Annotated in this window: 11 protein-coding genes; 4 read left to right on the top strand and 7 right to left on the bottom strand. The window is 62.9% G+C overall.

Features of this window, described 5'->3' with window-relative positions:
• Positions 1-27: 27 nt before the first annotated feature.
• The 6 genes from AC1RDQ_RS24710 to AC1RDQ_RS24685 all read right to left on the bottom strand — a co-directional run bounded on the left by AC1RDQ_RS24710 (position 28) and on the right by AC1RDQ_RS24685 (position 8,390).
• Complete coding sequence (locus tag AC1RDQ_RS24710; RefSeq protein ID WP_492588374.1) at positions 28-1,989, bottom strand: acetyl/propionyl/methylcrotonyl-CoA carboxylase subunit alpha; 1,962 nt, start codon at positions 1,987-1,989, stop codon at positions 28-30.
• A gap of 119 nt (positions 1,990-2,108) precedes the next feature.
• Complete coding sequence (locus AC1RDQ_RS24705) at positions 2,109-2,906, bottom strand: enoyl-CoA hydratase/isomerase family protein (RefSeq protein WP_090457028.1); 798 nt, start codon at positions 2,904-2,906, stop codon at positions 2,109-2,111.
• Positions 2,903-4,060: a citronellyl-CoA dehydrogenase gene (atuD, locus tag AC1RDQ_RS24700; protein WP_108219601.1), complete on the bottom strand. Its 1,158-nt coding sequence runs from the start codon at positions 4,058-4,060 to the stop codon at positions 2,903-2,905. The genes AC1RDQ_RS24705 and atuD overlap by 4 nt, the downstream gene beginning before the upstream one ends.
• A 25-nt stretch (positions 4,061-4,085) precedes the next feature.
• A complete protein-coding gene (atuC, locus tag AC1RDQ_RS24695; RefSeq protein WP_057713853.1) occupies positions 4,086-5,702 on the bottom strand; it encodes a geranyl-CoA carboxylase subunit beta in 1,617 nt (538 codons plus the stop codon).
• A gap of 3 nt (positions 5,703-5,705) precedes the next feature.
• A complete protein-coding gene (locus AC1RDQ_RS24690; RefSeq protein ID WP_057713854.1) occupies positions 5,706-6,575 on the bottom strand; it encodes an SDR family oxidoreductase in 870 nt (289 codons plus the stop codon).
• A gap of 12 nt (positions 6,576-6,587) precedes the next feature.
• Positions 6,588-8,390: an acyclic terpene utilization AtuA family protein gene (locus tag AC1RDQ_RS24685; RefSeq protein ID WP_492588372.1), complete on the bottom strand. Its 1,803-nt coding sequence runs from the start codon at positions 8,388-8,390 to the stop codon at positions 6,588-6,590.
• Between the two features lie 178 nt (positions 8,391-8,568).
• Here AC1RDQ_RS24685 and AC1RDQ_RS24680 point away from each other — a divergent pair, with 178 nt between their 5' ends.
• The 3 genes from AC1RDQ_RS24680 to AC1RDQ_RS24670 all read left to right on the top strand — a co-directional run bounded on the left by AC1RDQ_RS24680 (position 8,569) and on the right by AC1RDQ_RS24670 (position 11,197).
• Positions 8,569-9,195 (top strand): TetR/AcrR family transcriptional regulator, encoded by a 627-nt coding sequence (locus AC1RDQ_RS24680; protein WP_218494478.1) that lies wholly within the window; start codon positions 8,569-8,571, stop codon positions 9,193-9,195.
• Positions 9,196-9,289: 94 nt separating this feature from the next.
• On the top strand, positions 9,290-10,108 hold the full coding sequence (locus tag AC1RDQ_RS24675; RefSeq protein ID WP_218494479.1) for a substrate-binding periplasmic protein: 819 nt from the start codon (positions 9,290-9,292) through the stop codon (positions 10,106-10,108).
• 75 nt (positions 10,109-10,183) lie between these two features.
• Positions 10,184-11,197, top strand: a complete 1,014-nt coding sequence (locus AC1RDQ_RS24670) for a GNAT family N-acetyltransferase (RefSeq protein WP_407514927.1) — start codon at positions 10,184-10,186, stop codon at positions 11,195-11,197.
• A gap of 131 nt (positions 11,198-11,328) precedes the next feature.
• Here the strand turns inward: AC1RDQ_RS24670 and AC1RDQ_RS24665 are convergent, their stop codons facing one another.
• On the bottom strand, positions 11,329-11,877 hold the full coding sequence (locus tag AC1RDQ_RS24665) for an RNA polymerase factor sigma-70 (RefSeq protein WP_057713859.1): 549 nt from the start codon (positions 11,875-11,877) through the stop codon (positions 11,329-11,331).
• Between the two features lie 377 nt (positions 11,878-12,254).
• Between AC1RDQ_RS24665 and AC1RDQ_RS24660 the strand changes: the two genes are divergently transcribed.
• Positions 12,255-25,253, top strand: coding sequence for a non-ribosomal peptide synthetase (locus tag AC1RDQ_RS24660; RefSeq protein WP_492588371.1), 12,999 nt, complete (start codon positions 12,255-12,257; stop codon positions 25,251-25,253).
• Positions 25,254-25,277 lie beyond the last annotated feature (24 nt).

Here is a 25,277-nt window from a genome sequence, read left to right as displayed (position 1 = left end):
CCAAACCCGGCGGTTCCGCCTAGCGCCTTATTCGACCTCCAATAGAACCTGCCGGTTTTTCACCTGATCCCCGACTTTCACTTGCAAGCGCTTGAGAACACCGTCGATGCCCGATTTCAATGGGTGCTCCATTTTCATCGCCTCCAGTACCACCAGCAGTTGGCCTTTAGTCACCTGGCTGCCTTCGTTGACCAGGACGTCGACAATCGCCCCGTCCATCGGTGCCTTGAGGGTGCCGGAGCTGACACTGGCCTGGCCGGTAACCTGCGCCTGGGTGCGATCCACGAACTGCAGACTGCCCGGTCGGGTAAACAGCCAGAGACGCCCGGCCTCCAGGCGATAAGCGTGGCGTTGGCGAACGCCTTCGATTTCCAGGGTGGCCCAGCGTCCGTCGCTGTGGATGATCTTCAGTTCGAGGCTGCGCTCGGCAACCTGAATGCGCAACGGCTCGTCCGGGATCGCCTGCAACGCTACCGGCCAGTCCTGATCCTCAAGGCCGATGCGATAGTGCAGCGGCACGCTGGCGTTGTTGCGCCAACCGCCAAGCGGGGCCAGGTGAGCCTGCGTGGCAGCCTGATAGAACAGGGCGGCGGCGATGGCCAAGTGGTGTGCGCCAGGGGTTTCGGGATGCAGGCAGGCGTGATCGGTGAAGTGCTGCGCGATGAACCCGGTACTGAAATCACCGCTGGCGAACTGCGGATGTTCCAGCAGGCTGGCAAGTAGGCGTTGATTGCTTTGCAGCCCCAGCAGCACGCTGTCTTGGACCGCCCGCAACAATTTGCGACGGGCTTCTTCGCGGGTGGCACCGTGAGCGATGAGCTTGCCGAGCATCGGGTCGTAGAAAGGGCTGATGACCTGGCCTTCGATCAGGCCGTGGTCGATCCGCACGCCGTCCTGCAATGCCGGTTCCCAGGCCACGACGCGCCCGGTTTGCGGCAGGAAACCCTGGGCCGGGTCTTCGGCATACAGGCGCACTTCCATGGCGTGGCCCGTGAGTTGCACCTGTTCCTGACGCAAAGGCAGCGGTTGCCCTTCGGCGATGCTCAACTGCCAGGCCACCAGATCCAGCCCGGTGATCAGTTCGGTCACCGGGTGCTCCACTTGCAGTCGGGTGTTCATCTCAAGGAAGTAGAACTGCCCGCGCGCATCCAGCAGAAACTCCACGGTGCCCGCGCCGACGTACTTTACCGCTCGCCCGGCCTTGAGCGCCGCTTCGCCCATGGCCTGGCGCAGCTCGGCGGTCATCACCGGGCAGGGCGCTTCCTCGATGACTTTCTGATGCCGGCGCTGCACTGAACAATCGCGCTCGCCGAGGTAAATCAGGTTGCCATGCCGGTCACCGAACAGCTGGACCTCGACGTGACGGGGTTCGACCAGTGCCTGTTCGAGGATCAGTTCACTGCTGCCAAAACCGTTCAGGGCTTCGGAGCGCGCGGTGCGAATCTGTTCCAGCAAGTCGCTGGCGTCGTGCACCAGGCGCATACCGCGTCCCCCGCCGCCGGCGCTGGCCTTGATCATCAACGGATAGCCGATGCGCTCGGCTTCACGGCCCAGGGTGGCATCGTCCTGCCCGGCGCCTTGATAGCCGTTGATGCACGGCACACCGGCTTCGATCATGGCGATTTTCGACAGGCGCTTGCTGCCCATCAGTTCAATGGCCTCGGGGCTGGGGCCGATGAAGGTGATGCCAGCGTCCCTGCACGCGAGGGCAAACCCGGCGTTTTCCGAGAGGAAACCGTAGCCCGGATGGATCGCATCCGCGCCCGTGCGCCGGGCTGCGTCGAGGATGGCCTGGATGTTCAGGTAAGACTGTTGCACCGGGGCCGGACCGATGTTGACCGCCTCGTCGGCTATCCGCACATGCAGTGCATCGGCGTCCGCGTCGCTGAACACGGCGACCGTGCGATAGCCCAGCGCCTGGGCCGTGCGCTGGATGCGGCAGGCGATTTCACCGCGGTTGGCGATGAGGATTTTTTTGAGTCCGGGCATGGGTAGGCTCTCTGATTTTTAGCGGTGTCTGGTCGGGCCTCATCGCGAGCAAGCTCGCTCCCACAGGGTTTATAAACGACATAAATCCAAGGTGGGAGCGAGCTTGCTCGCGATGCTTTTCAGGAGGCCCACCCCGGTTTGCGTTTTTGCACGAAGGCCATCGTTCCCTCGATGCCTTCGGCTCCGGTCACCGCTTCGCTGAACCATTCGGCAGCCTGATCCAGTAGGGCATCGGAGGGCTGACCCGCACTTGCGAGCAAGAGTTTCTTGGTCGCCGCATTCGCCCCCGGCGCGCAACACAACACATGGGCCAACACCTCATCGAGACGTTCGGCCAGGGCCTGCGGATCATGTTCGACAAAATGCACCAGGCCCATGCGACGTGCCTGGTGGCCATCAAAACGCGCCGCCGTCAGGGCCAGGCGTCGGGTCTGGGTCAAGCCGATGCGTTGCACCACGAACGGTACGATCTGGGCCGGCAACAGGCCGAGACTGGTTTCCGGCAGGCCGAATTGCGCCTGGTGATCGGCCAGGGCGATATCGCTGACACAGGCCAGGCCGAGACCGCCGCCGAGCACCGCGCCCTGCAGCACGGTAATCACCACTTGCGGAGCGTGTTGCACTTCTTGCAATAGCGTGCCGAACACCCGGTTCAGATCCCGGTGCGCAGTTGGGCCTTGAGCGCGGGCGTTGGCCATGTCCTTGATGTCACCGCCGGCACAGAAGTGCCCGCCGACGCCGCCGATCACCAGTGCGCGAACCCCTGGTTTATCGCGTACCGCGGCCAGCACCGAGCGCAACTCGGCGACCATTTGCAAGCTCATCGCATTGCGGCTTTCGGGGCGGTTGAGGGTGATGTGTAACACGCCGTTGTGCAGCTCCAGCAGCAAAGTCTGGCAAACCGGCAGGCTGTTCATTTCTTTTTCCCCGGTAGAATGCCCATGAGTTTGCAGATGATTCCCAGCATGATTTCGTCGGCGCCACCGCCGATCGACACCAGCCGTACATCGCGGTAAGCCCGGGCCACCGGGTTGTCCCACATGAAGCCCATGCCGCCCCAGTATTGCAGGCAACTGTCACTGACTTCGCGGCCCAGCCGCCCGGCCTTGAGCTTGGCCATGGAGGCCAGGCGCGTGACGTCCTGGCCTTTGATGTATTGCTCGGTGGCCTGATAGACCAGCGCCCGCAGGCATTCGATCTCGGTTTGCAGTTCCGCCAGACGGAAGTGGATCACCTGATTGTCGATCAGCGCGTTGCCGAAGGTTTTGCGCTCCTTGCAGTATTCAATGGTGCTGTCGACGCAGTACTCCAGGCCCTTGATCATGTTGGCCGCACCGAACAGGCGTTCCTCCTGGAACTGCAGCATCTGCATCATGAACCCCGCACCTTCATGACCAATGCGGTTGCGCTGCGGTACGCGCACGTTGTCGAAAAACACCTGGGCGGTTTCCGAGCTGCGCATGCCGAGCTTGTCCAGGTGCGAGCTCAAGCTGATGCCCGGTGTGTTCATCGGCACCATGATCAGCGACTTGTTGATGTGCGGTTTGTCGTCCGAGGTGTTGGCTAGCAGACAGATGAAGTCGGCGCTCGGCGAGTTGGTGATCCACATCTTGCTGCCGTTGATCACGTAGTCGTCGCCGTCCTTGCGCGCCGTGGTTTTAAGCCCGGCAACGTCAGAGCCGGCGCCGACTTCGGAGACGCCGATGCAGCCGACTTGCTCACCGCTGATGGCCGGGCGCAGGAATTCCTCGCGCAGTTCATCGGAACCGAACCGGGCCAGCGCAGGCGTGCACATGTCGGTCTGCACGCCGATGGACATCGGAATGCCACCGCAATGGATGGTGCCGAACTCTTCGGCGGCGACGATCGAATAGCTGTAGTCGAGCCCCATGCCGCCGAATTTTTCCGGTTTCGAAATACCCAGCAATCCGAGGTCGCCGGCCTTGCGGAAGATATCGTGGATGGGGAAGCGCCCGGCCTTTTCCCATTCCTCGACATGCGGGTTGATCTCGTGCTCGACGAACTGGTGAACGGTGCGGCGCAGTGCTTCGTGTTCCTGGGTGAAGATCATTTTTATTGTTCTCCTGATAGTCGGCTTAGAACCGCGCCACACCGAAACTGTTGGCTTGCAATGGCCGCACCTCGGCCTCGTGACAGATATCCAGCAAGTAACCCAGCAAGGTCCGGGTATCGCGCGGGTCGATCAAACCATCGTCCCAGAGGTTGGCGCTGCCATAGAGCGCCGTGGACTGGCTGTCGAGTTTCTGCGCGGTGACCTGTTCGAGCATGTCGAGCATTTTCGGATCGGGCACCAGGCCGTCCTTGGCCTGTTTGGCCTCGGTGACGATGCGCAGCACCTTGCCCGCTTGCGCGCCGCCCATCACGGCGGTACGGCTGTTGGGCCAGGCGAAGATGAAACGCGGGTCGAGACCGCGACCGCACATCGCATAGTTGCCCGCGCCGTATGAGCCGCCAACCACGATGGTCAGCTTCGGCACCCGGGCGTTGGCCACCGCCTGAATCATCTTCGCGCCGTGCTTGATCACGCCTTGCTGTTCCGATTCGGTGCCGACCATGAACCCGGTGGTGTTGTGGAAAAACAGTAGCGGCGTCTGGCTCTGGTCGCACAGCTGGATGAACTGGGCGGCCTTGCTCGCGCCTTTTGGCGTGATCGGGCCGTTGTTGCCGATGAAGCCACAGGCGCGGCCCTGAATTTTCAGATGACCGCACAGGGTCTGCTGATCGAACTCGCCCTTGAATTCAAGAAAGTTCGAAGCGTCGGCGAGGCGGGCGATGATTTCGCGCGCGTCGTAGGGTTTTTTCGGATCATCCGGGATCAGGCCCAGCAGTTCGTCGATGGGGTAGAGCGGCTCCTCCCAGCGACGTTCGGGGAGTGGAGGCAACTGTTCGTTCCACGGCAACAGGCTGATAATCTCGCGTACCTGTCGCACGCCGTCGGCGTCGTTTTCAGCCAGGTATTCGGCGGTGCCGGCGGTTTGTGCGTGCATCTCGGCACCGCCCAATTCTTCATCGGTGGCGACTTCGCCGGTGGCGGCTTTGAGCAGTGGCGGGCCGGCGAGAAACAGCTTGGCCTTGCCACGCACCACTACCACGTAATCCGACAGCCCCGGCTGATAGGCACCACCCGCCGTGGCGGAGCCGTGCACCACGGTGACCTGCGGCAACCCCATGGCCGACATCCGCGCCTGATTGGCAAAGCTGCGCGCGCCTTCGACGAAAATTTCCGCCGCGTAATTGAGGTTGGCGCCGCCGCTTTCGGCGAGGGTGATCACTGGCAGTTTGTTTTCCATGGCGATCTGTTGCAGGCGCAGGGATTTCTTCAAGCCGCTGGGGGAGATGGTCCCGCCCCTGATCGCGCTGTTGTTCGCCACCACCAGCACGCGCACGCCGGACACGTAGCCGATACCGGCGATCAAGCCGCCACCGGCGGAGCTGCCATCCTTGTCGTCGTGCAGCTTGTAGCCGGCCAGGCTGGCCAGTTCGAGAAACGGAGCGCCGGGGTCCAGCAGCAGGTTGAGGCGCTCGCGAGGCAGCAACTGGCCGCGTTTTTCGAACTTCGGCCTGGCTTCGGCAGCCTTGTTCAGCAGGTTCTGTTCGAGCACGCGAACTTGTTCGATGGCGCTCAGCATCGCCGCACGGTTCTGGGCGAACGACTCGCTGTGGGGGTCGAGTTGCGACTGAATCACCGGCATGGGTTATTCCTTGTCCTTCAATACGTCTGGTATGTAGGCGCGGTGGAAACCGTTGTACGACTCACTGTTGGTCGCTTTATGGATCGGCCAGGCGCGTCCGCCGAGGCTGGCGGCGCCGTCGATGCGCAAGGTGCTGCCGCTGACAAACGCCGCTGCCGGGCTGAGCAGGAAAACTATCGCCGCGCTGACTTCCGATTCGGTGCCGATGCGCTTGAGCGGCACGTGTTCGCGCAGGGTCGGGATCACCGCCTTGAAGGCGCCTTCGTAGGTGTCCATGCCGCTGGAGGCAATCCAGCCCGGCGCCACGGCATTGACCCGCACCCCGGCATGACCCCATTCGTACGCGGCGGTCTTGGTCAGGTTGTCCATGCCCGAACGTGCCGCGCCGGAGTGGCCCATACCGGGCATGCCGCCCCACATGTCGGCGAGCATGTTGACGATGGCCCCGCCGTGCTTGCTCATGGACTGGTTGAACACTTCCCGGGCCATCAGGAAGCCGCCCACCAGATTGGTACGCATCACGGTTTCGAAACCCTTCTGATTGATCGAGGCCAGGGGCGAGGGGTATTGCCCGCCAGCATTGTTGACCAGGCCGTGGATCGGACCGTGCTTGCGGATAAGCTCGCTGACCAGATGCGTCACCGCTTCTTCCTCGCGGATATCACAGGTGCTCCAGTCGGCCTTGCCGCCGTCGTCGGCGATCTCCGCCGCAACGGTTTTCAGCTTGTCGGCATTGCGCCCGACCAGCAGCACATGGGCGCCGAGGGCCGCCAGTTCGTGGGCAGTACAGCGGCCGATGCCACTGCCGCCACCGGTGACGATGATGTTTTGGCCGGCAAACAAATCGGCTTTGAAAATCGAATCGTAGGCCATGGCGGCAATCCTCTAGTTGAACTGGTCGGCGATGCGCTGCGGCACCGGGATCTGGATTTCCAGCAGCTGCTGGGCGAAGGCCTTGCCTTGCGGATCGATTCGCAGGCTGGCGACACCGCCGCCGCCGAGGGCGTTTTCCAGCAGGAAATTCAGGCTGTGGCTGGCAGGCAAGTACCAGCGCTCGACCCGTCCGTGGATTGGATCGAGGACGTGGCCCATCCAGTCGACGATCACTTCCGGGGTCAGGGCTTCGGCGATCCATGGCAGGAATTCGGGCTCGCGGGCCATGACGCCGATATTGCTGTGGTTGCCCTTGTCGCCAGAGCGGGCGACCGCCAGTTTGACCAGGGCCACACTGGCGTCGGCCAGGCCATCCGGTTTCGGTGGCGCGAGCAGGGCTGGCAGGTCCAGCGGGTCGAGCACATCGAGGGCGGGCAGGGCACACGGGTGGCGCTGGCCCATGAAATCAATGTCCAGCGTGCAGGCGGTTTTGTCGATCAGGAACGAGAACAGCCGGATCAGCGGATACACCGTCGGCCGGCCACCGACAATGCCAGTCAGCCCCGGCGCCATGCCGGTGGCGGCCTGGGCGATTTCCCGGGAGAACACGATCAAAGCCTGCTTGTCCGGATGGCGCACCGCGAGTTTGATCACCACTTCGCGGCTGTCCTGACGCTGGCCGTGGGGGCCGTAGGTGGCCTCGCTGCCCAGCAACTCGATACTCACGTCGCTGTACGGTGCCCAGCCGCGCTGGCGGAACATTTCCGAGGTCTTGTTGATGATCGCATCGCCGACACGCCGTGCCTTGGCGACGGCATCGATGCCGGCGATCAGGCAACTGGCGGTGCAGCGAAAACCATCGGGGTACGTGGCGCTGACTTTGTATTGAGCGGTCGGCGGCAGGCCTTTGGCGCCGTGCACCTGCACCGCGTTCTTGCCTTGTTGCAGCAGTTTGACCTGAGTGAAATCGCACACCACGTCGGGCAGCAGATACGCGCGCGGGTCACCGATTTCGTACAGCATCTGTTCGCCCACTGTCAGCGGCGTGACCAGCCCGCCCGTACCTTCGGGTTTGCTGACGATGAACTGGCTGTCGGCGCTGACTTCGACGATGGGAAAACCGATGTGTTCGTAGTCGGGCACGTCGCGCCAGTCGGTGAAGTTGCCGCCCGTGCACTGGGCGCCGCATTCGATGATGTGCCCGGCCAATGCCGCCTGGGCGAGCTTGTCATAGTCGTGCCACGACCAGCCGAATTCATGCACCAGCGCGGCGCTGACCACCGCACTGTCGACCACCCGCCCGGTGATCACGATGTCCGCCCCCAGGCGCAGGGCTTCGACAATGCCGGGTGCGCCGAGGTAGGCGTTGGTCGAGACGCACCTCGATGGCAGGGGCGCGCCGCTGAACATTTCATGAATGCCCAGGTTGCCCGGCTTTTTGAATTGCGGCTGCAGGTCATCACCCAGCAACACGGCGATCTTCAGCGCCACCCCGGCCTTGTCGCAGGCCGCTTGCAGGGCGGCGGCGCAGGCTTGGGGGTTGACCCCGCCGGCATTACTGATGACCCGGATGTTTTGCTGCGCGAGTTGCCCCAGCAAGGGCGCGAGCACTTCGATGAAGTTTCCCGCATAGCCGGCCTGGGGATCTTTCATCCGCGCGCCGGCCATGATCGACAGGGTGATTTCGGCCAGGTAATCGAAGACCAGATAGTCCAGATGCCCGTGTTCCACCAGTTGCGCGGCAGCGGTCGAGGTATCGCCCCAGAAGGCGCTGGCACAACCGATGCGAATTGTTTCAGGCGCAGTCCATTCCATAGCCACCTCCAACCGAAGTGTGTCGACATTACCAAGCAAGCGCTTGGTTTGTAAATGACTTGATTATCTTCTGCCCAAGCGCTTGCTTGGTTGCATCCATGCGCTTAAATTGCCCGCGCAACCCCGTTGTTTTCGGGGGGATCGGCGTTATTGATTGAACGACTGTAGGAGAGAACGGGTGGACGAGCAAAAAGCCCTGAGGGTGATGCGCCAATTGGTGGACGACGGCCAATTGACCGACCCGGACAGCGCCCGTGGCAAATTGCTGCAAGTGGCGGCCCACCTGTTCCGCAATAAAGGCTATGAGCGCACGACCGTGCGCGACCTGGCCGGCGCCGTGGGCATTCAGTCCGGGAGCATTTTCCATCACTTCAAGAGCAAGGACGAAATCCTGCGCGCCGTGATGGAAGAAACCATTCGCTACAACACCGCGTTGATGCGTGCGGCCATCGCCGAGGCCGGCAATGTGCGTGAGCAGGTGCTGGCGCTGATCCGGTGTGAATTGCAGTCGATCATGGGCGGTAGCGGCGAGGCCATGGCCGTGCTGGTCTACGAATGGCGCTCGCTGTCCGAAGAGGGCCAGGCCAAGGTCCTGGCGCTGCGGGACATCTACGAAGACATCTGGCTGCAAGTACTGGGCGAAGCCAAGACCGCCGGGTTTATCCGCGGCGATGTGTTCATCACCCGACGCTTCCTGACTGGCGCATTGTCCTGGACCACCACCTGGTTTCGCGCCGATGGCAGCATGAGTCTCGATCAGTTGGCCGATGAGGCGTTGATTCTGGTGCTGGAAGACCGGCAATAAGCTTGTGTTGGCCAGCATTAAACTGGCTAACTGGACAAAACCGCCTAGCTTGAATGCATTGGTACCGTTTTATTAGGGGAGTGGGGACGTTTTGATGGGTTCGCCAATTCGGTCAGCCTCGCGGCTTTTGCTGACGATGCTTGCGGCGTCAACGATGATGCCGTCCCAGGCTGCGCAACTGGTGCGCATCGGTGCCGCGCACTTTCCGCCCTACACCGTGCGCCCGGAATCCGGGGCCGATACCGGGTTGCTGCCGCAACTGGTCGAGGCCCTGAACGCATCGCAAACTGACTACCAGTTTGTCCTGGTGCCCACTTCCATTCCCCGGCGCTTCGGTGATTTCAAGCAGGGCCGGGTCGACATGGCCATCTTCGAAAATCCCGCCTGGGGTTGGGAAGAGATCCCCCACACAGCCGTCGACATGGGGCTGGAGGACGCCGAAATTTTTGTCGCGCAACGCCTGCCCGATCGACAGCAAAGCTATTTCGCCGACCTGAACGGCAAGCGCCTGGCGCTGTTCAGCGGCTATCACTACGAGTTCGCCAATTTCAATGCCGACCCCCTGTACCTCGCGAAAAACTACAACGCCACGCTGACCTATTCCCATGACAGCAATCTGCTGATGGTATTGCGCGGCCGGGCCGACATCGCCCTGGTCACGCGTTCGTACCTGAGCGACTACTTCCTGCGCAATGAAAAAGTCGCCGGCGAGTTGCTGGCGTCCCAACGCATCGATCAGGTCTATCACCATTACGCCATCCTGCGTCCGACGGCTCCCATCAGCGGCGAGGCATTCGCCAAGGTGCTGCAAGGTTTGCGGGACAATGGCCAGATGCTGAGGATTTTCGATCCGTACAAGATTGCCCTGGTGCCGGTCCGGCGCAACGCAGCGGCGCCACAAGTTGCCAATTGACGGTCTTTGGCTAAATTTCCCGCCCTGGCTCACGTCACTTCGTTGAACTGTCGACGACTATCGTGAGCCCGACCCATGCCCAATCTCAATGACCTGACTGCCCTGTGTCTGCCGACAGGCAGTCGTCTTGCCGCTGATGAAACCGATTGCCGCCTGAGCCTCAGTCTGGAAGGGCAACCGTTGCTTGCCCTGCGGCTGAATCGTGGCCCCGAGTTGCACGTGCAACTGGAGGAGCGTTTCAGTCGCCCTGAAGGACAGGCATTGTGGGCGGCCTGTTACTGGCTGTTCGCTCGCAACCCCGACTGTCAGCGCCTGGTCTGGCAACTGCAGGAGGTGCCGGACGAAGCCGTGTTCAGCGGTCTGCTGATTCCGACTCCCGTCAACGGCCAGTATCACTGCGAGCGAACCTTGTTCTGGCAGTTGCCGCAGCCTTGGCTGGGGCATTCCCTGACCGGCAGCTACCCGCAGCAAATGCTCATCACCGACGGCAAGCGTCATCCACGGCGGCCGGTCAAACCCCGTGGTGAAGTGTATCAACGCTTCGATGCACGGCTGGGTGCTCGGGTTTCCCTGCGCACGCTGGACATCGAGCAAGACCTGGTGCGCTTCAATCGTTGGCAGAACAGCCCGCGTGTCGCGAGTTTCTGGCAGGAGGAGGGCAGCCTCGAACAGCATCGCCAATACCTGAGCAAACTCGAAGCCGACCCGCACACGCTGACGCTGATCGGTTGTTTCGACGATCAGCCCTTCGCTTATTTCGAGGCCTACTGGGCCAGGGAAGATCGCATCGCGCCGTTCTACGAGGCCGGCGATTACGACCGTGGCATCCACATGCTGGTGGGCGAAGAAAATCACCGCGGTCCGCACAAGGTGGCGAGTTGGTTATCGGCGCTGGTGCATTATCTGTTTCTCGATGACCCGCGCACGCAGCGCGTGGTTGCCGAGCCGCGTGCCGATAACGCGAAGATGATCGGATACATGCAAGAGCAGCGCTTTCACTGCGAGAAAGAGTTCGACTTTCCGCACAAGCGCGCGGCCCTGATGGTGTTGGGGCGGGAGCGGTTTTTTGATCGGTGCGCACTGGCCTGAGGCTTGAGGCTAAATATCTTCGGCGCTCTTGAGTGCCCCATCGCGAGCAGGCTCGCTCCTACATTTTCCTGTGTGCGCTGAACCTGTGGGAGCGAGCTTGCTCGCGATGGGCGCGATGCAGATTTCAGAACTTAGTGGCGAGCAGCCATATCGCCACGCTGGCCCGACACCTTGCGGCAGTGCACCAGCGCATCACGGATCATGAAGTTCACCAGGGTCGGCGAGACGCCAAGTTCCTTGGCAATATCTTTTTGCGGTACGCCGTGCAGGCGGTACATCTCGAAGGCGTAGCGGGTGCGGCTCGGCAACTCGGTCAACGCATCGGCGATGTGCTCCAGCGTCGAGAAATTGATGTGCGACGTTTCCGGTGACGCACCCTGGATCACCACATTCAGCCCTTCCTCTTCAGGGCCGGAATACTTCTGCTCCAGCGCCTGTTTGCGGTAGTGGTCGATCGCCAGGTTGCGCACGATCTGGAACAGGTAGCTGAGCTGAGCCTTGATCGAACTGGTGATGGGCGGGGCCGATTGCAGCCGGAAGAATGCATCCTGCACAACATCTTCGGCACGGGAGCGGCAACCGGTAATTCGGGCTGCGATCTTCACCAGAATCAATCGATTGTCGACGAATGCCTGAAGTAGCGGTGTATCGCACCTGCTTGTGGATACTGGTTCCATCATGGAAATCACCTTGCTGCCAAAAGGTTAGTGGGACGGCGAATGAGCCGGGGGGGCCGTCCTACACATCGAGCGACAAATTAGGCTTAATGATAATGATTGTCAAATGAGAAAAAGAACTAATGCGTTACAAAGGTAAAGAGTGAGAACTGCGACACGCTGACTCACTTCAGTCCGCTTTGCGTTCCAGCCTGGCGACTAATTATTTCCAGACGTCATCCGTTCTCATTGGTGAATTGCACAGCGCAACCCTCATCACCCTGTAGGAGCGAGCTCGCTCGCGATGGTCGTCAACGATGGGCGCCTGACACCCCGCGGCGTTCTTCGGATTTTCGCGAGCAGGCTCGCTCCTACCAAGCCGAATTCAGGCAGGAAACCTCATGACCGACGCGTTCGAACTCCCCAGCACAATGGTCCAAGCCCTTCAGCGCCGCGCGGCGCTGACGCCGGATCGGGTGGCCCTGCGCTTTCTCGCCGAGACCCCGGACCAGGCTGTGGTGCTCAGCTATCGCGAACTGGATCTGCGGGCACGGACGATTGCCGGCGCGTTGCAGGCCCGGACGGATGTTGGCGACCGCGCGGTGTTGCTGTTCCCCAGTGGCCCGGATTACGTTGCGGCGTTCTTCGGTTGCCTGTACGCCGGGGTGATCGCGGTACCAGCCTACCCGCCGGAGTCGACACGCCGTCATCACCAGGAGCGCCTGTTGTCGATCATCAGCGACGCCCAGCCTCGCTTGCTGTTGACCAGCGCCGGGCTGCGCGATGGGTTGCAGCAGATCGACGGCGCGCCGCCGCTGTTGTGTGTCGATACCCTCGACGGTGCACTGGCCGAGCGCTGGGTCGCGGTGGACTTGCAGGACGATCACATCGCCTTCCTGCAATACACCTCTGGCTCCACCGCGCTGCCCAAAGGCGTGCAAGTCAGCCACGGCAATCTGGTGGCCAACGAATTGCTGATTCGCCACGGTTTCGGCATTGACCTGAACCCCGACGACGTCATCGTCAGCTGGCTGCCGCTGTATCACGATATGGGCCTGATCGGCGGCTTGCTGCAGCCGATTTTCAGCGGCGTGCCTTGCGTGTTGATGTCCCCGGCGTATTTTCTCGGTCGGCCGTTACGCTGGCTGGAGGCGATCAGCGAATACGGCGGCACCATCAGCGGCGGGCCGGATTTTGCCTATCGCTTGTGCAGTGAGCGGGTCAGCGAGTCGGCCCTGGAACGGCTCGACCTGAGTGGCTGGCGCGTGGCGTATTCCGGTTCCGAACCGATTCGCCTCGACACCCTGGAGCGCTTCGCCGGGAAGTTCGCGACCTGCGGCTTCACCGCGGACAGTTTCATGGCCTCCTACGGTCTGGCCGAAGCCACCTTGTTCGTGGCCGGCACAGCGCGCGGCCAGGGCATCGGCAACCTGCGGGTTGACGATCAGGCCCTGGCGCAGAACCGCGTCGAAGCGGGCGAGGGTAGCCCGATCATGAGTTGCGGTATCAGCCAGCCGGCGCACGCGGTGTTGATCTTCGATCCTGTCTCGCTCAGCGAACAGGCCGACAACGTCGTCGGCGAAGTCTGGGCCAGCGGGCCGAGCATCGCCTCAGGCTACTGGCGCAACCCCGAGGCGTCCGCCAAGACCTTCGTCCAGCACGCCGGGCAGACCTGGCTGCGCACCGGTGACCTGGGTTTTCTGCGCAACGGCGAACTGTTTATCACCGGGCGCCTGAAGGACATGCTGATCGTGCGCGGGCACAACCTGTACCCGCAGGACATCGAGCAGACTGTCGAGCGCGAAGTGGAAGTGGTGCGCAAAGGACGCGTCGCCGCCTTCGCCGTCACGGTTGACGGTCAGGAAGGCATCGGCATCGCCGCTGAAATCAGCCGCAGCGTGCAGAAAATCCTGCCGCCTGAATCCTTGATCAAAGCCATTCGCCAGACCGTCGCCGAGGCGTATCAGGAGGCACCGAGCGTGGTGGTGCTGCTCAATCCGGGCGCGCTGCCCAAAACGTCCAGCGGTAAATTGCAGCGTTCGGCGTGTCGCAATCGCCTGGCGGACGGCAGCCTTGACAGCTACGCGGTGTTCCCGTCGGCCAGCAACGAAAGCACGGGCAATAGCGAGTCGGGATCGACGCTGCAAAGCTTGATCGCACGTATCTGGTGTGAGCAGTTGCAAGTGGCGCAGGTGGGCGCCGACGATCATTTCTTCCTGCTTGGCGGCAACTCCATTGCAGCGACGCAAGTGGTGGCGCGTCTGCGGGAAGAGTTGGGTCTGGAGTTGAGCCTGCGCCTGCTGTTCGAAGCGCCGACCCTCGGCGCATTCGCCGATGTCGTGACCCGTCTGCAACAGGACGGTGGTCTGGCCCAGGGCGCGATCACGGCACTGTCGCGCCAGCAACCGATGCCGCAATCCCTGGCACAAAACCGTCTGTGGATCACCTGGCAACTCGACCCACATAGCAGTGCCTACAACATTCCTGGCGGCTTGCGCCTGCGCGGCGAGCTGGATGAGCACGCCTTGCGCGCCAGTTTCCAGCAGTTGATCGAGCGCCACGAATCCCTGCGCACGCGATTCTTCGAGCGTGATGGCGTGGCGCTGCAACAGGTCGATCCGGCCGGTGAGTTCAACCTGCAACTGATCGACATCAGCGACCTGCCGGCCGCCGAGCGTGAGGCCCGGGCGCAGCAGATCCGCGAGGACGAAGCACGGACCTTGTTCGATCTGGAGAAAGGCCCGCTGCTGTGGGTGACGCTGGTGCGCCTCGACGACGAAGACCATCAGTTGTTGGTGACCCTGCACCACATCATCGCTGACGGCTGGTCGCTGAATGTGTTGATCGACGAGTTCTCGCGCCTGTATGCGTCCGCCTCCCAGGGCCTGCAAGCGGTGCTGGCGCCATTGCCGACGCAGTACGCCGACTACGGCAGTTGGCAACGGCAATGGCTGGCGCAAGGGGAAGGCGAGCGGCAACTGGCTTATTGGAAAGACCGCTTGGGTGATGAACATCCAACCCTGAGCCTGACCACCGACCATCCACGCTCAGCACAACAACTGCACAGTGCCGCTCGCCACACCGTGTGTCTGGGCGCTCCCCTGAGCGATGCGATTCGTCAGACCGCCCAGGCCCATGAGTCGACCGTCTTCATGTTGTTGCTGGCTGCGTTCCAGACCTTGTTGCACCGCTACAGCGACCAACGAGATATCCGCATCGGCGTGCCCAATGCCAACCGTCCACGCTTGGAAACCCAGGGTCTGATCGGCTTCTTCATCAATACCCAGGTGCTGCGTTCCGAGGTGGACTCGCGCCTGCCATTCGTTGAGCTGCTGGCGCAGACCCGTCAGGCGGCGTTGGGTGCGCAAGCGCATCAGGACCTGCCGTTCGAGCAACTGCTCGAAGCCTTCCCGCAGGCCCGTGAACAGGGCCTGTTCCAGGTCATGTTCAACCATCAGCAACGCGACCTTGGCGCCTTGAAGCGCCTGCCGGGGCTGTTGGCCGAAGAGTTGCCTTGGCATAGCCGCGAAGCCAAGTTCGATGTGCAGCTGCACAGCGAAGAAGACCGCAACGGTCGCCTGACCTTGTCCTTCGACTACGCCAACGAACTGTTCGACGCCGCGACCATCGAGCGCCTGGCCGACCATTTCAGCAACCTGCTGCGGGCTGTCTGCGAGCAAACGGACATCGCCATCGGTGACCTGCCGCTGTTGACGGCCGCCGAGCAGCATCAGCAATCGGACTGGGCCAGCGCACCCTGCGCAGCGGCCAGTCAATGGCTGCCCGAATCGCTCAACCAACAAGCCCGGCTGACACCTGGGCGCCCGGCGTTGATCTGGGAGGGCGGCCAGATGGACTTCGCCGAACTCCACACCCAGGCCAACCGTCTGGCCCATTACCTGCGCGACAAAGGCGTCGGCCCGGACGTCTGCGTGGCCATCGCCTGCGAGCGTTCGCCGCAACTGCTGATCGGCCTGCTGGCGATCATCAAGGCCGGTGGCGCCTACGTGCCGCTGGACCCGGATTACCCCGCCGAACGCCTGGCCTACATGCTCAGCGACAGCGGTGTTCAATTGCTGCTGACGCATACCCGACTGCTCGAGCGCTTGCCGGCCAGCGAGGGTGTCAGTTCGATCGCCATGGACACCCTGCACCTGGACAGTTGGCCAAGCCATGCGCCGGGGCTGCATCTGCACGGCGACAATCTTGCCTATGTGATTTATACCTCCGGTTCCACCGGCCAGCCCAAAGGCGTCGGCAACACCCACGCGGCGCTGGCCGAGCGCCTGCAATGGATGCAGGACACTTATCGCCTGAACGAAACCGACGTGCTGATGCAAAAGGCGCCGATCAGTTTCGACGTGTCGGTGTGGGAGTGCTTCTGGCCGCTGATCACAGGCGCACGTCTGTTGATCGCCGGTCCCGGCGAACATCGCGATCCACATCGCATCGCGCAGCTGGTGCAAGCGTACGGCGTGACCACGTTGCACTTCGTGCCGCCGCTGCTTTCGCTGTTCATCGACGAACCGCTCAGTGCTGAATGCACCAGCCTGCACCGGCTGTTCTCCGGGGGCGAGGCCTTGCCCGCGGAGCTGCGCAACCGGGTGCTGGCGCAGCTGCCGGCGGTGCAACTGCACAATCGCTACGGACCGACCGAAACCGCGATCAACGTCACCCACTGGCAATGCTCCAGCGCCGATGGCGAACGCTCGCCGATTGGCCGACCGCTGGGCAATGTGATCTGCCGCGTGCTCGACAGCGACCTGCATCCCATTCCGGTCGGTGTGCCGGGTGAGTTGTGCATCGGCGGCGTTGGCTTGGCCCGTGGTTACCTCGGTCGCCCGGCGTTGACCGCCGAACGATTCGTGGTCGATCCGTTGGGCGAGCCGGGCGCACGCCTGTATCGCACCGGTGACCGGGCACGCTGGACGGCGGATGGCGTGATCGAATACCTCGGCCGTCTCGATCAACAGGTCAAGTTGCGCGGGTTCCGGGTCGAGCCGGAGGAAATCCAGGCACGGCTGCTGGCCCAGGACGGCGTTGCGCAAGCCGTGGTGCTGGTGCGCGACACCATGGCCGGGGCGCAGTTGATCGGTTACTACACCGCTGCGGACAATGCCGGGGACGAGGTCGAGCAAACCGCGCGCCTGAAAAGCGCATTGGCCGCCGAACTGCCGGAATACATGGTGCCGGCGCAACTGATGCGCCTGGACCAAATGCCCCTCGGCCCGAGCGGCAAGCTCGACCGCCGCGCGTTGCCGGAACCGCAGTGGCAGGTTCGCGAGCACGTCGAGCCTGTGACAGAACTGGAACAACGCATCGCCGGCATCTGGCGCGAAGTGCTGGGTTTGACGCAAGTCGGTTTGCGCGATGATTTTTTTGCCCTCGGCGGTCACTCGCTGCTGGCCACGCAAATCATCTCCCGCACCCGCCAGGCCTGCGACGTCGAGTTGCCGCTGCGGGCGCTGTTCGAGCACAGCGAACTCGGTGCGTTTGCCGAACAGGTTCGCCTGATCCAGGCCAGTGGCAGCACCAACAAACAGCCGCCGATTGAAAAAGTCGACCGCGGGCAGCCGGTGCCGCTGTCCTATTCCCAGCAGCGCATGTGGTTCCTCTGGCAGATGGAGCCCGACAGCCCGGCCTACAACGTCGGCGGCATGGCGCGGCTGCGTGGCGTGCTTGACGTGGCGCGCTTCGAGGCCGCGCTGCAAGCCCTGATCCTGCGTCACGAAACCCTGCGCACCACGTTCCCGAGCATCGACGGCGTCGCCCGCCAGCAAGTACACGCGCAAACCGGCGTGCGCATGGCGTGGAAGGATTTCACCGCGCTGGATGCCGAGGTCCGCGAGTGGCAGGTCCAGCAACTGGCCGACGACGAAGCGCACCAGCCGTTCGATCTGGAGACCGGACCCTTGCTGCGCGCCTGCCTGGTCAAGACCGCCGAACAGGAACACTACTTCGTTCTGACCCTGCACCACATCGTCACCGAAGGCTGGGCGATGGACATTTTTGCCCGGGAGCTCAGCGCGCTGTACGAAGCGTTCGTCGATGACCGTGAATCACCGCTGGCGCCGTTGCCGGTGCAGTACCTGGATTACAGCGTGTGGCAGCGTCAGTGGCTGGAGTCCGGCGAGCGTCAGCGCCAGCTCGATTACTGGACCACGCAACTGGGCCGCGAACACCCGTTGCTGGAGTTGCCGGCCGACCGTCCGCGTCCGCCGGTGCAAAGCCATCAGGGTGAGTTGTATCGCTTTGACCTGAGCGACGACCTCGCGGCACGGGTCCGCGCGTTCAATGCGCGACACGGCCTGACCCTGTTCATGACCATGACCGCCGCCCTGGCTACGCTGCTGTACCGCTACAGCGGCCAGACCGATCTGCGCATCGGCGCGCCGGTGGCCAACCGCATTCGCCCGGAAAGCGAAGGGCTGATCGGCGCGTTCCTCAACACACAGGTGCTGCGCTGCCAGCTCGACGGGCAGATGTCCGTGGGCGAATTGTTCGAGCAGGTGCGCCACACGGTGATCGAAGGCCAGTCCCATCAGGACCTGCCGTTCGATCATCTGGTGGAAGCCTTGCAACCACCCCGCAGCGCGGCCTACAACCCATTGTTCCAGGTGATGTGCAACGTGCAGCGCTGGGAGTTCCAGCAAAGCCGCACCCTAGCCGGCATGACGGTCGAGTACCTGGCCAACGATGCCCGCGCGACCAAGTTCGACCTCAACCTGGAAGTCACCGACCTGGACCATCGCCTGGGTTGCTGCCTGACCTACAGCACCGATCTGTTCGACGAGCCGCGCATTGCGCGCATGGCCGGGCATTGGCGCAACCTGCTGGAGGCGCTGATTGCCGATCCGCAGCAGCGCTTGAGCGACCTGCCGCTGCTGGCGTGTGGCGAACAACAACATCTGCTCGACAGCCTCGGCGTCGAGCCGGGCGAGCATCGGCTGGACCAGTGCATCCATCACCTGTTCGCCGAGCAAGCCTTGATGCGCCAGGACGCTCCGGCCCTGACCTTCGCCGGGCAAACCCTGAGCTATGCCGAACTCGACGGCCGGGCCAATCGCCTGGCCTGGATGCTGCGCGAGCGTGGCGTCGGACCGCAGGTTCGTGTGGGGCTGGCACTGGAGCGCTCGCTGGAGATGGTCGTCGGCCTGCTGGCGATCCTCAAGGCTGGCGGCGCCTATGTGCCGCTGGATCCGGAATACCCGCTGGACCGCTTGCATTACATGATTAATGACAGCGGCATCGGTTTGCTGCTTAGCGACGCGGCGATGTTCAAGGCCCTGGGCGAGTTGCCGGCGACCGTTGGCCGCTGGTGTCTTGAAGAAGACGCCGCTGCACTGGCCAATTACCCGGCCACCGAGTTGCCGTTGATCAGCCTGCCGCAGCATCAGGCCTACCTGATCTACACCTCGGGTTCGACCGGCAAACCGAAAGGCGTGGTGGTATCCCACGGCGAAATCGCCATGCACTGCCGCGCGGTGATCGAGCGTTTCACCATGCGCCCTGACGATTGCGAACTGCACTTCTATTCGATCAACTTCGACGCCGCCACCGAGCGTTTGCTGGTGCCGCTGCTCAGCGGTGCGCAAGTGGTGCTGCGGGCTCAAGGGCAGTGGGACGCGGAAGAAATCTGTGACCTGATCCGTCGTCATCAGATCAACGTCCTCGGATTCACGCCGAGCTATGGCAGCCAGTTGGCGCAATGGCTGGCAACGCAAAATGAAACCCTGGCGGTGCGCATGATCATTACCGGCGGCGAAGCACTGACCGGTGAACACCTGGCGCGCATTCGCGCAGCCTTCAAGCCGAGTCTGTTCTTCAACGCCTACGGCCCGACCGAAACCGTGGTCATGCCGCTGGCCAGTCTCGCCCCTGAAGTGCTGGAAGAGGGCGCTGGCAGCGTGCCGATCGGCAGCATCATCGGCGACCGCGTGGCCTACATTCTCGACGCCGACCTGGCGTTGGTGCCGCAAGGTGCGACGGGCGAGTTGTACGTCGGTGGCGCGGGTCTGGCCCAGGGCTATCACCAGCGTCCGGGCATGACCGCGGAGCGCTTTGTGGCCGATCCGTTTGCCGCCAACGGCGAACGTATCTACCGCACCGGCGACCTGGTGCGCCAGCGCGCCGACGGCCTGGTGGAATACCTCGGACGCATCGACCATCAAGTGAAGATTCGTGGTTTCCGCATCGAACTGGGCGAGATCGAAACCCGTCTGCTGGAGCACGAATCGATTCGTGAAGCCGTTGTGCTGGCGCTCGATGCACCGAGTGGCAAGCAACTGGTCGGCTATCTGGTGACTGACGTCGCCGAACAGAACGAAGCACAGCAATCGGTCTTGCGCGAGGCCCTCAAGGCGCATCTGAAATCGCAACTGCCAGACTACATGGTGCCCACGCACCTGATCCTGCTGGGCAGCATGCCGCTGACCGCCAACGGCAAGCTCGACCGCCGCGCGCTGCCGGCGCCGGACCCGGAGCTGAATCGCCATCACTACGTAGCGCCGAGCAACGAGCTTGAAGTCAGCCTCGCGCAGATCTGGTGCGAAGTGCTGAACGTCGGACAGGTCGGCCTCAACGACAACTTCTTCGAGTTGGGCGGTGACTCGATCCTGTCGATCCAGGTGGTCAGCCGGGCACGGCAGCAGGGCATTCACTTCAGCCCTCGCGACCTGTTCCAGCACCAGACCGTGCAGACCCTCGCCGCCGTGGCCAGCCGCAGCGAGCAGGTCAGCGCCGAGCAGGGCTTGATCATGGGTGAGTCGCGTCTGACGCCGATCCAGCACTGGTTCTTCGACACCGATATCCCGCAGCGCCAGCACTGGAACCAGGCGTTGTTGCTGCAACCGACCGCACCTCTGGAGCCTCATCGACTGGAGCAAGCACTGCTGGCGGTAATCGAACAGCACGACGCCTTGCGTCTGCGCTTCAGCAAGGTCGCCGGTCAGTGGCAAGCACAGCATCAGCCGATTTCCGAGGCGCCGGTGCTGTGGCAGGTACGCGTTTCGTCGATGGATAAATGCCACGCCCTGTTCGCCGATGCCCAGCGCAGCCTCGACCTCGAAGAGGGACCGCTAATACGCGTATTGCTGGTCGATGGTCCCGAGGGCCAGCAACGGCTGTTCATCGCGATTCACCACTTGGTCGTCGACGGTGTTTCATGGCGCGTATTGCTGGACGACCTGCAAACCGTGTACCGCCAACTGGACGCGCAGCAGTCGGTGAAACTGCCGGCGAAAACCAGCGCCTTCAAGGACTGGGCCGCACGGCTGCATGCCTACGCCGGCAGTGAGTCCCTGCGCGAAGAACTGGGCTGGTGGCAGGCGCACCTGGCCGGGCCCACTGCCGATTTGCCCTGTGATCACCCCGCTGGCGGGCGGCAGAATCGTCATGCGCAAACCGTCAGCGTGCGCCTCGACAGCGAGCGTACCCGGCAGTTGCTGCAACAGGCACCGAGTGCCTATCGCACCCAGGTCAACGACTTGCTGCTGACCGCATTGGCCCGCGTGCTGTGCCGCTGGAGCGGTCAGCCATCGGCGCTGATTCAACTGGAAGGCCACGGCCGCGAAGCGCTGTTCGACGAGATCGACCTGACCCGCACCGTCGGCTGGTTCACCAGCGCCTACCCACTGCGCCTGACGCCGCTGAACATCGAAGAAGCCGCCGGGCAGGGCGTGTCGATCAAGGCGATCAAGGAGCAATTGCGTGCCGTGCCGCACAAAGGCCTGGGCTATGGCGTGCTGCGTTACCTGGCCGATGACCTGAGCCGCCACAGCATGGCGCAGTTGCCGGTGGCGCCGATCACCTTCAACTACCTCGGCCAGTTCGACCAGAGCTTCGGGGCGGACGCGCTGTTCCATCCACTGGATGAAGCCATTGGCGCGGCCCACGATGCCAATGCCCCGTTGCCCAACGAGCTGAGCGTCGACGGTCAGGTGTATGGCGGTGAACTGGTACTGCGCTGGACTTTCAGCGCCGAACGCTTCGATGGGCAAACCATCGACGAGTTGGCCGATGCCTACCTCGGTGAGTTGAACAGCCTGATCGAGCATTGCCTGCGTGACGACGCGGGTGGCCTGACACCGTCGGACTTCCCGCTGGCGAATCTCAGCCAGGCTCAACTGGATGCGCTGCCGGTCCCGGCCGCCGTCATCGAAGACGTCTACCCGTTGACCCCGATGCAGGAAGGCATGCTGTTGCACACCTTGCTGGAGCCGGGCACCGGCCTGTACTACATGCAGGACCGCTACCGCATCAACAGCGAACTGGACCCGCAGCGTTTCGCCCAGGCCTGGCAAGCAGTGATCGCCCGCCACGAAGCATTGCGCGCGTCGTTCTGCTGGAACGTCGGCGAAGACATGCTGCAAGTGATCCACAAACCGGGCAGCACGCCGATCGAATACCTCGACTGGAGCAATCTCGCCGAAGCCGAGCAAGAGCCGAAGCTGCAAACCTTGCTCAAGACCGAACGCGAGGCGGGGTTTGATCTGCTCAACCAGGCGCCGTTCCACTTGCGTTTGATCCGTGTGGGCGCGGCGCGTTACTGGTTCATGATGAGCAACCACCACATCCTCATCGATGCCTGGTGCCGTTCGCTGCTGATGAATGATTTCTTCGAGATCTACAGCGCCCTCGGCGAAGGCCGGGAAGCACAGCTGGAGGTACCACCACGTTATCGCGACTACATCGGTTGGCTGCAGCATCAGAGCCTGGCCGAAGCACGGCAGTGGTGGAAAACCAACCTGCAGGGGTTCGAACGGACCACGCCGATCCCGAGCGACCGGCCATTGCTGCGTGAACATGCCGGCGACAGCGGCGGCATGATCGTCGGCGACCGCTATGCAAGGCTCGATGCCCGTGACGGTGCGCAATTGCGCGAACTGGCCCAGGCCCATCAGTTGACCATCAACACCTTTGCCCAGGCGGCGTGGGCGCTGGTGCTGCGGCGCTTGAGCGGTGATCGCGACGTGCTGTTCGGCGTCACCGTGGCCGGGCGTCCGGTGGACATGCCGCAGATGCAGCGCACCGTCGGCCTGTTCATCAACAGCATCGCGCTGCGGGTGAAAATGCCTGAGGACGGCCAGCGATGCAGCGTGCGCCAGTGGCTCAGCGGTCTGCTCGACCACAACATGCAACTGCGTGAATACGAATACCTGCCGCTGGTGAACATTCAGGAACAGAGCGAATTGCCCAAAGGCCAGCCGCTGTTCGACAGCCTGTTCGTGTTCGAAAACGCCCCGGTGGAAGTCTCGGTGCTCAACCGTGCGCAGAGCCTCAACGCGACCTCGGATTCGGGCCGAACCCATACCAACTTCCCGCTCACGGCCGTGTGCTATCCGGGGGATGACCTGGGCTTGCACCTGTCCTACGACCAACGCTACTTCGATGAGGCCACGGTCGAGCGCATGCTCGCTGAGTTCAAGCGTTTGCTGCTGGCATTGGTGGAAGGTTTCCATGGCGACATGGCCGACCTGCCGTTGCTGGGGGCCGAGGAGCAGGACTTCCTCATCCATGGCTGCAACCAGAGCGAACACGATTACCCGCTGGAGCAGAGCTACGTTGCATTGTTTGAAACGCAAGTGGCCCGGCACCCGCAGCGGATTGCCGCCAGTTGTCTGGACCGGCAATACAGTTATCTGGAGCTGAATCAGCGCAGTAATCGCCTCGCTCATGCATTGATCGCCGCCGGTGTCGGGCGCGATCAACCGGTGGCCTTGCTGGCCGAACGCAGCCTCGACTTGCTGGGCATGATCATCGGCAGCTTCAAGGCAGGGGCGGGTTACCTGCCGCTGGATCCGGGTTTGCCGAGTCAGCGTCTGAGCCGGATCATCGATCTGAGCCGCACGCCATTGCTGGTGTGCACGCAAGCCTGTCGTGAGCAGGCGCAAGCCTTGCTCGAGGAGTTCGGCTGCTCCAGCCGGCCACGGCTGCTGGTCTGGGAGGAAGTCCAGGCCCTTGCGCTGTCGGCGGACAATCCTGGTGTCTACAGTAGTCCGGACAACCTCGCCTATGTGATCTACACCTCTGGCTCCACCGGTTTGCCAAAAGGCGTGATGGTCGAACAGCGCGGCATGCTCAACAACCAGTTGAGCAAGGTGCCGTACCTGAACCTGAGTGATGCCGATGTGATCGCCCAGACGGCGTCACAAAGCTTCGACATTTCCGTGTGGCAGTTCCTCGCCGCGCCGTTGTTCGGCGCACGGGTGGACATCGTGCCAAACGCAATTGCCCACGATCCCCAGGGCTTGCTGGCCCACGTGCAGAGCCAGGGCATCACCGTGCTGGAAAGCGTGCCTTCGCTGATCCAGGGCATGCTCGCCCAGGAACGCATGAGCCTCGATGACCTGCGCTGGATGTTGCCGACGGGGGAGGCGATGCCGCCGGAACTGGCGCATCAATGGTTGCTGCGCTATCCGCAGATCGGTCTGGTCAACGCCTATGGCCCGGCGGAGTGCTCGGATGACGTGGCGTTCTTCCGCGTCGATATGGCGTCGACTCGCGGCAGCTACCTGCCGATTGGTACGCCGACTGACAATAACAAATTGTACCTGCTCGACGGAGCGCTGGAACTGGTGCCGCTGGGCGCGGTGGGTGAACTGTGCGTGGCGGGGACCGGGGTCGGTCGCGGCTATGTCAGCGATCCGCTGCGCACGGCACCGGTGTTTGTGCCGAACCCGTTTGGCGCACCGGGTGAGCGCCTGTATCGCACCGGCGACCTGGCCCGCCGTCGCAGTGACGGCGTTCTGGAATATGTCGGCCGGGTCGACCATCAGGTGAAGATCCGCGGTTACCGCATCGAGCTCGGTGAAATCGAAGCTCGCCTGCACGAACAACCGCAAGTCCGCGATGCGGCGGTGGGTGTGCAGGAAGGGGCGAACGGCAAGCACCTGGTGGGCTATCTGGTCGCGGCGGATGTTGCGCTCGATCCGGCGGAACGCCTGGAGCGCATCAAGCAACGCCTGCACGCCGAACTGCCGGAATACATGGTGCCGCTGCACTGGTTATGGCTGGACAAGCTGCCGCTCAACGCCAACGGTAAACTGGACCGCAAGGCCCTGCCGACGCTGGAGATCGGTCAATTGCAAAGCCAGGATTACCAGGCGCCGCGCAATGAGCTGGAGCAGACCCTGGCAGACATTTGGGCCGAGGTACTGAAGGTCGAGAGAGTGGGCGTTCGCGACAATTTCTTCGAGTTGGGCGGGCATTCGCTGCTGGCCACGCAAATCGCCTCGCGGGTGCAGAAATCCCTGCAACGGGATGTGCCGCTGCGGGCGATGTTCGAATGCAGCACGGTGGAAGAGTTGGCCCGGTACATCGACGGGTTGGCGGCCAGCGAGCTCACCGAGGAGAAAGTGGATCGCTTGAATGACCTGATGGCGGAGCTGGAGGGGCTTTGATTCCCTGGCGTCAGTACTGGCCCC

Source organism: Pseudomonas sp. GW823-FHT02E01 (assembly GCF_058797535.1).
The sequence above is the reverse complement of the archived record's forward strand: the minus strand, read 5'-3'. Positions and strand labels throughout refer to the sequence as shown.